Raw genomic sequence first — 8,358 nt, forward strand, 5'->3', positions numbered from 1 at the left:
TTCAGCGCCGAGCTGCAAGGAAGTTGGCGAGCAACCGGGGACCGTGCGTCGTGAGGAACGACTCGGGATGGAACTGCACGCCCTCCAGCCCAGGCAGCTCCCGGTGACGCATGCCCATGATGAGCCCTTCGTGCCAGGCCGTCACCTCCAGGCAGTCCGGGAGTCCTTCTCGCTCCACTACGAGCGAGTGATAGCGCGCAGCCGTGAAGGGCCTGGGCAGCCCGTGAAAGACGCCCTGCTCCGCGTGCTCGACTTCCGCCGTCTTGCCGTGGACGGGCACGGGCGCGCGCACCACCTTCGCGCCGAACACCTGCCCCAGGCACTGGTGTCCCAGACACACGCCGAGCAGGGGCACGCGTCCGCCAAAGGCGCGGATGACGTCCAGCGAGATGCCCGCGTCCTCGGGCGTGCCAGGGCCGGGAGAGATGACGATGCGCTCGGGCTGGAGTGCTTCGATGTCGGCCACGGTGAGGGCGTCGTTGCGAACCACCTTCACGCGTGCGCCCTGGGCCCCGAGCGCCTGGACGAGGTTGAAGGTGAACGAGTCGAAGTTGTCGATGAGGAGAATCATCGCGCGCCTCCGCTCGCGGAGAGGGCGAGGAGCTGTGAGCGCGCCTTGTTGAGCGTCTCCTTGTACTCCTGGCGCGGCTGCGAGTCGTGGACGATGCCGCCACCCACCTGTGCGTAGGCTTTGCCGTCCTTCACGAGCAGCGTGCGGATGACGATGTTCAGGTCCAGGTCACCGGTAAAGGACACATAGCCGAGCGAGCCGGTGTAGAGGCCCCGCGCGTGAGGCTCCAGCTCCGTGATGAGCTGCATGGTGCGAATCTTCGGCACGCCGGTAATCGTTCCACCAGGAAAAAGCGCGCCCACCACGTCGAGCGGCTCGATGCCCGGAGCGAGCTGCCCTGTCACCTCGGACTCGATGTGGAGGACATGGGCGTACTCGACGATTTCCATCAGCTTCGTGACTTCGACGGAGCCGTACGCGCAGACGCGTCCCAAATCGTTGCGCTCCAGGTCCACGAGCATCGCGTGCTCGGCGAGCTCCTTCTCGTTGGTGCGCAGCTCGTGGACGAAGCGGGCGTCCTCCTCGGGCGTGCCTCTGCGACGGGTGCCGGCGATGGGGCGGGTGATGGCGCGGCCCTGCTCCACGCGGACCAGTCGCTCCGGCGAAGCGCTCACGATGTGGAAGCCGTCGCCTTCGAGGTAGCTGGCGAAGTGGACGGGGTTCGTGGCGGAGAGCGTCTCGTAGAGCGCGAGCGGTTCGCCTGGGAAGTCGACCTCCAGGCGCTGGGAGAGGTTGACCTGATACGTGTCTCCAGCGCGGATGTACTCGCGCACGCGCTCCACCGCGTCCAGATAACCCTGCTGCGTGAAGTTGGAGCGGGGCTCCACGGTGGAGGTGCTCGGTGGTGACGGAGGCACCGTGGGGACGGCGCGAAGCACGTGGGCTTCGAGCGCATCCAGTCGTCGTGAACAGTCCTCCCAGTCGGAGCCCGTGGCGATGGCGAGCAGGTGTCCTTCGAGGTGGTCCACCGCGAGGAAGGTGTCCACGAAGGACAGGGCGATGTCCGGCACCTTCAGGTCATCGTGCGGATGTCGCGGGAGCTTCTCGAAGTAGTGATTGGCCTCGTAGGCGAAGAAGCCCACCGCGCCGCCGACGAAGAGGGGCAGCCCCGGCAGCCGCACGCCGCGCCACCGCTTGAACAGAGCGCGGAGGATGTCCAGCGGAGGGCCTGCCTGGAGTGCGTCGTTGATGAAGCCCTGGTCTCCCTTGGCGGAGAAGCGGAGGAACGGCTGCGAGCCCAGGAAGGAGTAGCGCCCTTCCTCGCTGACGCGGGTGCTCTCCAGGAGGAACCGATGTCCGGGGGGGAGGGCGCGCAGCAGGTCCACGGGACGCAGGGCGCCCGGCTCCAACCGTCGGACCACGGGGACTTGATTGAAGCCCTGGGCCACGAGCGCATCGAAGCGCGCTCGGTCCAGCGGAGGTGGAAGCGGCCGGGTACTCATTCCGGGGCGCTTCCTAGCAGGAAGTCGCGGGTCCTTCTCGGGACTTCAGTTCGTCCCAGTGGGCCTGGCCGGACTGGTGGGGGGCGAGTGTTGCTCCCGTGTCTGGCGAGCGAACCGGAGAATCTCGTCCTCGGAGAGCTGGTCGGTGCGCATGACGGAGCGGTCGGCCTTGAGTTGCTGCACCTTGCCTTCGCGCAGCACATGGAACTGTCCTGGCTTCTGCCCGGGGAGCTTGGCTTCGGCATCCACGCGGGCCTCGGCGAACATGGGTTTCACCTTCCGGATGGCGTTGTCTTCCTTCACCCGCCCCACGCACCAGGTGCGCACGTTCTCCCGGCACTTGTAGTCCAGGTCTCCGGGGCTCTGCGTGGCGAGCATGATGCCGACACCCGCCGAGCGCGCTCGCTTGAGCAGGCTCTCCATGGGCTCCTTGGTCGCGGGCTTGCTCGTCGCGGGCAGGTACAGGTCCGCCTCGTCGAAGAGGAGCACGGCCTGAAGCTGGGGCGAGGGGTGCTGACTGGCCCAGCGGTGGGTCTCCAGCAGGAGCTGGGACACCCAGAAGAGGACGCGCGGATTGTCGCCGAGGAACTTCGTGCTGATGATGCTCAGTCGCGTGCGCCCGGGGATGCCGTGCACGCCACGTCCGAGCAGTTCGTCCAAGTCGAGCCGCTCGCCCCCCGAGGTCAGCAGTGAGCGCAGGTTGATGCGCAACACGCTGAGGTCCTGCGAGAGCTTCGCGAAGATCTTCGGGTTGATCCCATCCGTGGCCTCCAGGAGCGCGGGGTCCTGCGAGGTGACGAACTGCTGGATGAGCTCCAGGGTGACTTCCTTGCCGAAGGACTGGCTCATCAGCAGGCGGAGCGCCTGGGCGAGCAGGGCCTTCGCGGCCTTGTCATTGGGGCTGGTGCGATAGTCGAGCATCCCGGCGATGGCATCCGCTGCTTGCTGGACGCCCTGCTCCCGCTCTTCGGCGGGCAAGGTCTCCATGCCGTGAGGGACGATGGGAATGGCCAGGGGTCTGCCGTCCGAGCGCCCCGGCGTATAGAGCGCCACGTCCACGCGCTCGCGCAGCAGCCGGCGCCGCTCCTTGAGCACGGCGTCTTCCAGCGGCTCGTCCCAGGACTCGGGGCGGGCGTAGGTGGCGAGGTCGCCCTTCCTGTCGATGAGGATGACGGGGATGCCGCGCAGCAGGAGCTGCTCCAGGATGTTGAGCGCGAGCGTCGTCTTGCCGCTGCCCGAGCCACCCAGGAACGCGCTGTGCCGTGTCAGCTCCGAAGGGTCGATGGAGATGGGCTGCGTGAGGAGCCCTTCAGAGGCGCCTATCCCCAACGGGCCCGTGAGCACCTCGCGAGGAGCCGGGGGGGCGGCTGCGTGAGAGCCCGGCATTCCTGACGCGGAAGTGACGCGAGGCGCTGAGGTACCGGAGGCGGGAGTGCCCCGAGCTACCGGAGTGCCGGATGGAGGAGTGACCCGCGCCACCGGAGTACCTGCCGGAGGAGTGACCCGAGCCACCGGCGTGCCTGATGCGGGAGTGGGGCGAGGCTTCCGCGTGAGCCCCCCGGGAACAGGAGGGCCGGATGGCTGCGCGGCGGGTCGGCTCTCGTGCCCCGTCAACAGCTCACCCACCGCCTTCATGTTCTGTGTGGCGCTCTCGGCGTCATCCACGGAGACGGGCGGCTGGCTCGGGGGACGCGGTGCCGTGGAGCTACTGGCTGAACCCGATGAAGCCTTGTCCGAGGTGCGCGGTGCGGTGGGCGCACTGGCTGGACTCGATGAAGCTTTTTCCTGGGGGCGCGCGTCCGTGGGCGCACGGGAGACTCCCGAACGGGCGGGCTGCGAGGGGGCTTCGCTCGCTGTGTCGCGAAGCGGTTCCCCGAAGGGTGAAGTCACCGCGCTATCGAAGAACCCGGCCTGCCTGGGGATGAAGCCGTTCTCCGTCCTGGCGCGGGGTGGCGGGGCAGGGGCAGGGACCTCAGCGCTCTTCGTGACGCGGCTCGCGGGCTCGCCATCTGTCTTGGGACGCGCGGGCCCCGCGGGCGGAGGCGGGAGCCCGAGCCGCTCCAGTCCGAGGATGTCGCCCATGGACTTCAGTCGCGTGACGGGCCGCGCGGTGCGGCTCCACTCCGCGAGGGCCGCCTGTCCCACGTGCTGCGCGCGGAAGTCTCGCAGGGCCGCCAGGTCCCTCAGGTCGCTGTCCCCCAGGACCACGCGCCGCCCACCCTGGCGGAAGAGATGCCCCAGTTGCTCTTCCACCAGGGTCCCCTTCGTGGCCGGGAACTCGGAGGTCCGCACCAGCACCGGAGTCTTGCCTGCCGCGAGCTTGAGTGCCTCCGCCATCTGGCGCCCCAGGCCACCGCCCGACGACTTGCGTTCACACAGCGCGAGGATGAGCTTGTTGCCAGACGGGTGGACGCCGACGTCCAGCAAGTCATCACCATTGCGAGTCTTCACCAGGAAGCGGGGCGAGCCGTTCAGCTCCTCGCTCCCCATCTCGATGGCCCATGCAAGCAGCGCCGTCACGTCGGACGCGTCCTCTGGGAGCTTTTCCTTGTAGGCGGCGCGGAAAGCGGTCCACGACTGGTCCATGTCGATGCTTGCCGGAACTGTCGTGGAGTCCTTCGTGGTGATACCGCTCGTGCCCCCGGAGGGAGGGAGCGGGAAGGCGTCTGGGAGACGCTGCAGCTCGATGGCACGCTCGCGATACCGACGGCACGCGTTCAAGACGTCGCGAGCGCGCTGTCCACCCAGGGCTTCGAAGCCTTCGGGAGGGATGGGGTAGGTGGGCGTGTTGGGGTCGAAGGCCACGCCTCGTTGCTCGTAGAGATAGCGAAGCCTTCGTGCCGCGATGTCCCGCGCGGTGCTCGCGGTGACGGTGCGCTCCAGCGTCACGGGCTCCGGGTCGTTTTCGATGCGGTCGACCATGGCGCGCGTCAGCAGGGGCTGCATCTTCGCCCAGTAGTCGGAGAGGCAGCAGATGACCACGACAGCCCGGGGGACCTTGCCCGCGACGGCGGCCAGGGTGTTCATCGCCCGGCGGAACGCGTTCTCCATCTGCGGGCGCTGGTCGAAGTCACTGATGTCCTCGATCTGGTCCACGCACAGCAGTAGCGCGTGCCCCAGCGCACCCATGAGCCGGCTCAGTTGCTCGACCATTCGAGCAGGTCCGTCGTCCGACGTGCGGGGAACGAGCTCGCCGATGACCTTGCGGTCCTCGGCCGATATCTCCTCGCAGCGCAACCAGTTGAAGAGTCGGCGGTTGATGCGGGGGTCCCTGCGCTGGAAGTAGATGAGCGCGCGCAGCAGGTCCACCTCCACGTTCCGGAAGCGCGGATCCGCCAGGAGTTCGTCCGCGACGGCGCGGACGGTACCGTGCAGTTCATCGTCATCCAAAATCTTCTGCTCATGTTCGATGAGCGGCGCGAAGAGACTGGTGCACTGGCTCATCAGCGTGTTGGACAGGTGCATCACACCACTGTCGTCGCCGTGGGCCACGTCGTAGGGGTGGTGGTCCAATGAGTCGATGAGGCTGGAGAGGATGTAGCGGTCGTAGTGCGCGGCATCCACGGTCATCGGCATGTAGCCGGTGAAGCCGCGCTTCTGTCCGTGCGCGTGGTTGCGGAAGGCGCGCACCAGGTGCGTCTTGCCGCTGCCGGACTCGCCGAGCAGGAGCAGGATTTTGCCCGAGTCGGGAGGGGACGTGGTCGTCGCGCGGTCCAGCAGGCGCTTGAAGGCGCGGCGCGCGGGTGCGTTGAGCGTCTCCACGTCGAACGGGTCGGGCTGCCAGAGGTACTGGCCCTGTTGGACGCCGCTGAAGACCTCTCCGCTGTCGGAGAGGAAGACCTTGAGTCGAGGGTCGCTGGACATGCGCGCTCCTGGAAGGACGAATCAGACGACGACGAAGTGGAAGCTGGCGCCGTAGGAGCGCACCTCGGACTCGGCGACGTCCGTGGGGTTCATGGCCGAGACGAGGTCGGCGCGAGTCAGCGACAGGCGCTGGGTGCGGTTGGCTTCGAGCAGCGCGGCGTCGAAGGCCTCGCGGTGGGGCCACTCGGGCTGGAGGGCCTTCCACACGTGGGAGATGAACACCTTGTCGCGGCCGAAGCGCCCGGTGGGCAGGGCTCGAGCCACGGAGAGGACGCGGGTGGCGAAGTCCTCCTTGCGCGGGGGCGAGGGCTCCGCGTCGCGGGTCGTCGGCGCGGTGGACACGATGGTGGGAACAGCGGGCTGCTCCGGGAGGAACCACTTGCGCAGGAGTGTGAGGCGCACGGCCTCCGCGTCGGCGCGCGTGGCTCCGGCGACGCGGGCCGTGAGCTGCTCCACGGCTTTACGAGGGTCCTTCACCTCGGTGCCGAGCAGCTTGCCAAGGAGGTGCGCCTGCACGGCGGCGAGGGAGAAGGGGCGCTCGGTGTCGACGCCGAGCTGTCGCCAGAGGAGCCGGTCTCGGAGCTGGGGGAGGGACGGGTCTCCCGCGCTCACGGTGGGGTACTGGCGGCCGAGCACCGCGGCGCGCACGCCGTCCGCGTCGGCGAGTCGAGCCAGTACGGCCTTGGAGGGCGTCAGTTCCAGGCTGTTGGCGAGCAGGTAGGTGGCCTTGAGCTTCTTCCAGGTCAGGCCCTTGGGGAGCTGTTCGAGGCGCAGGAACTGGAGGACCTGAGTGAGGCCCGCGCTGGTGAGCTCCAGACCCGACTTGTTCTTCTTTGAAACGAGCTGTTCTTGCAGCAGGAGTTCCAGCACGGAGTCGAGGTGGGCCTTCCACTCGGCGCGGCTGAAGCGGTGTTCCACGAAGGGGCGCAGGGCCTTGTCGAGTTCCGCTCGGGTGCCGGTGCGGTGGGGACGGGGAGCGAGCCAGGCGAGAGCGAGTCCCGCCAACCGGTTGTCAGCGCTGTCCATGCGTTGTCCTTTGCGCGGCGGCTTCCTGCCGTCGGGCGTCCATCAGCGTTTCGATGGTCTTGAGAATGTCTTCGTACCGGGGCACCACGTCCTCTTCGAGGAAGCGGGCCACCCAGAAGCCGGCGCGCTGGAGCGCGAGGTCCTTGCGTCTGTCGCGGCGAAAGCGCTCGGGGTCGAGGAAGTGGTGGTATCCGTCGATCTCCACGGCGAGCCGAAGCTCACGGCAAAGGAAGTCCACTTCCAGGGGCCGACTGCCGTCGCCGAGGTCCACGGTGGCATTGAGGGCGAAGAGGCCCCGGGTGGCCGGGTGGACCTGGAGAATCTTGTTGTAGAGGAAGCGCTCGGCCTTGCTGCGGGCGCGGGCTTCGTCCTTCTGTCGAGCGACGCGGACGGCCCGTGCACTCTCGCGGAAGCGTTCGAGGAGGGGCTCGGCTTTGGCGTCCTGTGCGGGCGGCGACGCGGAGGGAGCCTTCTCCGGGGGATGCGTCAACGGAGTGGGAGGGGCGAGGGGCGTGACGGGCGGAGCGGAGACGCTGCTGGGGTCGGGGAGTTCGAGCAGGCCCTCACGCAGCATGGCGAGGGCATGAGACTCCTTGCGGCTCCGTGGCTCGCCGAGCGACTCGGGAGGCAGCATGCATGCGATGTGAAGCATGGGGGCCGCGGTACAGAGGGCGGTCGCTGTGCGCAGGCTGCGCGGGTCGGAAGGGGAGACGCGGAGCTGGAGGGCGGGAGCACGGCCCTCGGGGATGAGGCAGAGGAGCGCGTGGAGGAGGCGGAGCGGGTCGCGAGTGATGGCTTCACGAACCTCGGAGGGGAGTGCTCCGGGCTCGGCGGGCGAGGGGGCTACGAGGAGCTGTCGGCACAAGGCCCAGGTAGCGGGCTCGGAGTGGGATGGCTCCAGTCGCTCGAAGAGGACGTGACGCTCGTGGGGCGTCTTGCCATCGAAGTGCAGCTCGCGAGGGGAGAAGGCGCGCTGGGAGAGGACGACGTAGCTCTCCGCGTCACGAGAGAGATTGCGCTCGGAGGCGAGGGCGGAGGCCCAGGTGGAGACGGTGGTGCGAAGGTCTTCGCTGGCCGAGGACGTGGCCTTCAATCCGCTGCGGTGAAGCCATTCATCCCAGAGGAGGAGGGCGCGTTCCTGGGGGCCGACCAGGACACTCAGCGTGGGGATGCCCTCCGCACGCCGCCGGGCATGCCGGTCCAGCGAGTCCAGGAGTGCGGTGTCCGCCGGTGACAGCAAGCCCATTCCCCCACGGGTCAGATGAGAAGGACCCGTCGTACTGGGATGGAAGCCTGCTCCTCTTGGCGCTGTGCTGGCAAGCTGGCCCCTAGTACTACTTGATCAGATGCGGGACGGCCCGAGAGGAGGAGCGCGAGCTCCGAGTCTGCGGAGGCACAGCGGGCAATGGCCGATGCGGCGCAGCAGCAGGTGCTGAAGGCGACGTCGAACCTGGG

Annotated in this window: 5 protein-coding genes; all 5 read right to left on the reverse strand. The window is 68.2% G+C overall.

The genetic code is table 11. The annotated features are described in order from the left end of the window. Position 1: 1 nt before the first annotated feature. Genes LZ199_RS31860 through LZ199_RS31880 form a run of 5 tightly spaced genes read right to left on the reverse strand, consistent with a single transcriptional unit; the run spans position 2 to position 8,149 of the window. Positions 2–571 carry an anthranilate synthase component II gene (locus tag LZ199_RS31860; protein WP_253997522.1) on the reverse strand — a complete coding sequence of 190 codons (570 nt, stop codon included), beginning with the start codon at positions 569–571 and terminating at the stop codon, positions 2–4. After that, complete coding sequence (locus LZ199_RS31865; protein ID WP_253997523.1) at positions 568–2,013, reverse strand: anthranilate synthase component I family protein; 1,446 nt, start codon at positions 2,011–2,013, stop codon at positions 568–570. The genes LZ199_RS31860 and LZ199_RS31865 overlap by 4 nt, the downstream gene beginning before the upstream one ends. Positions 2,014–2,058: 45 nt before the next feature. After that, a complete protein-coding gene (locus LZ199_RS31870; RefSeq protein ID WP_253997524.1) occupies positions 2,059–5,877 on the reverse strand; it encodes a helicase HerA-like domain-containing protein in 3,819 nt (1,272 codons plus the stop codon). Between the two features lie 21 nt (positions 5,878–5,898). Then, on the reverse strand, positions 5,899–6,903 hold the full coding sequence (locus LZ199_RS31875; RefSeq protein WP_253997525.1) for a hypothetical protein: 1,005 nt from the start codon (positions 6,901–6,903) through the stop codon (positions 5,899–5,901). Beyond that, entirely contained in the window at positions 6,890–8,149 is a 1,260-nt protein-coding gene (locus LZ199_RS31880) for an endonuclease domain-containing protein (RefSeq protein ID WP_253997526.1), read from the reverse strand. The genes LZ199_RS31875 and LZ199_RS31880 overlap by 14 nt, the downstream gene beginning before the upstream one ends. Between the last annotated feature and the right edge of the window lie 209 nt (positions 8,150–8,358).

The sequence above is a fragment of the Myxococcus qinghaiensis genome (assembly GCF_024198215.1).
Lineage (GTDB): Bacteria > Myxococcota > Myxococcia > Myxococcales > Myxococcaceae > Myxococcus > Myxococcus qinghaiensis.

Excerpts from the sequence above, each read along its gene's own strand:
- LZ199_RS31860 (WP_253997522.1), bottom strand. The coding sequence starts at position 571 with ATGATTCTCCTCATCGACAACTTCGACTCGTTCACCTTCAACCTCGTC.
- LZ199_RS31865 (WP_253997523.1), bottom strand. The coding sequence starts at position 2,013 with ATGAGTACCCGGCCGCTTCCACCTCCGCTGGACCGAGCGCGCTTCGAT.
- LZ199_RS31870 (WP_253997524.1), bottom strand. The coding sequence starts at position 5,877 with ATGTCCAGCGACCCTCGACTCAAGGTCTTCCTCTCCGACAGCGGAGAG.
- LZ199_RS31875 (WP_253997525.1), bottom strand. The coding sequence starts at position 6,903 with ATGGACAGCGCTGACAACCGGTTGGCGGGACTCGCTCTCGCCTGGCTC.
- LZ199_RS31880 (WP_253997526.1), bottom strand. The coding sequence starts at position 8,149 with ATGGGCTTGCTGTCACCGGCGGACACCGCACTCCTGGACTCGCTGGAC.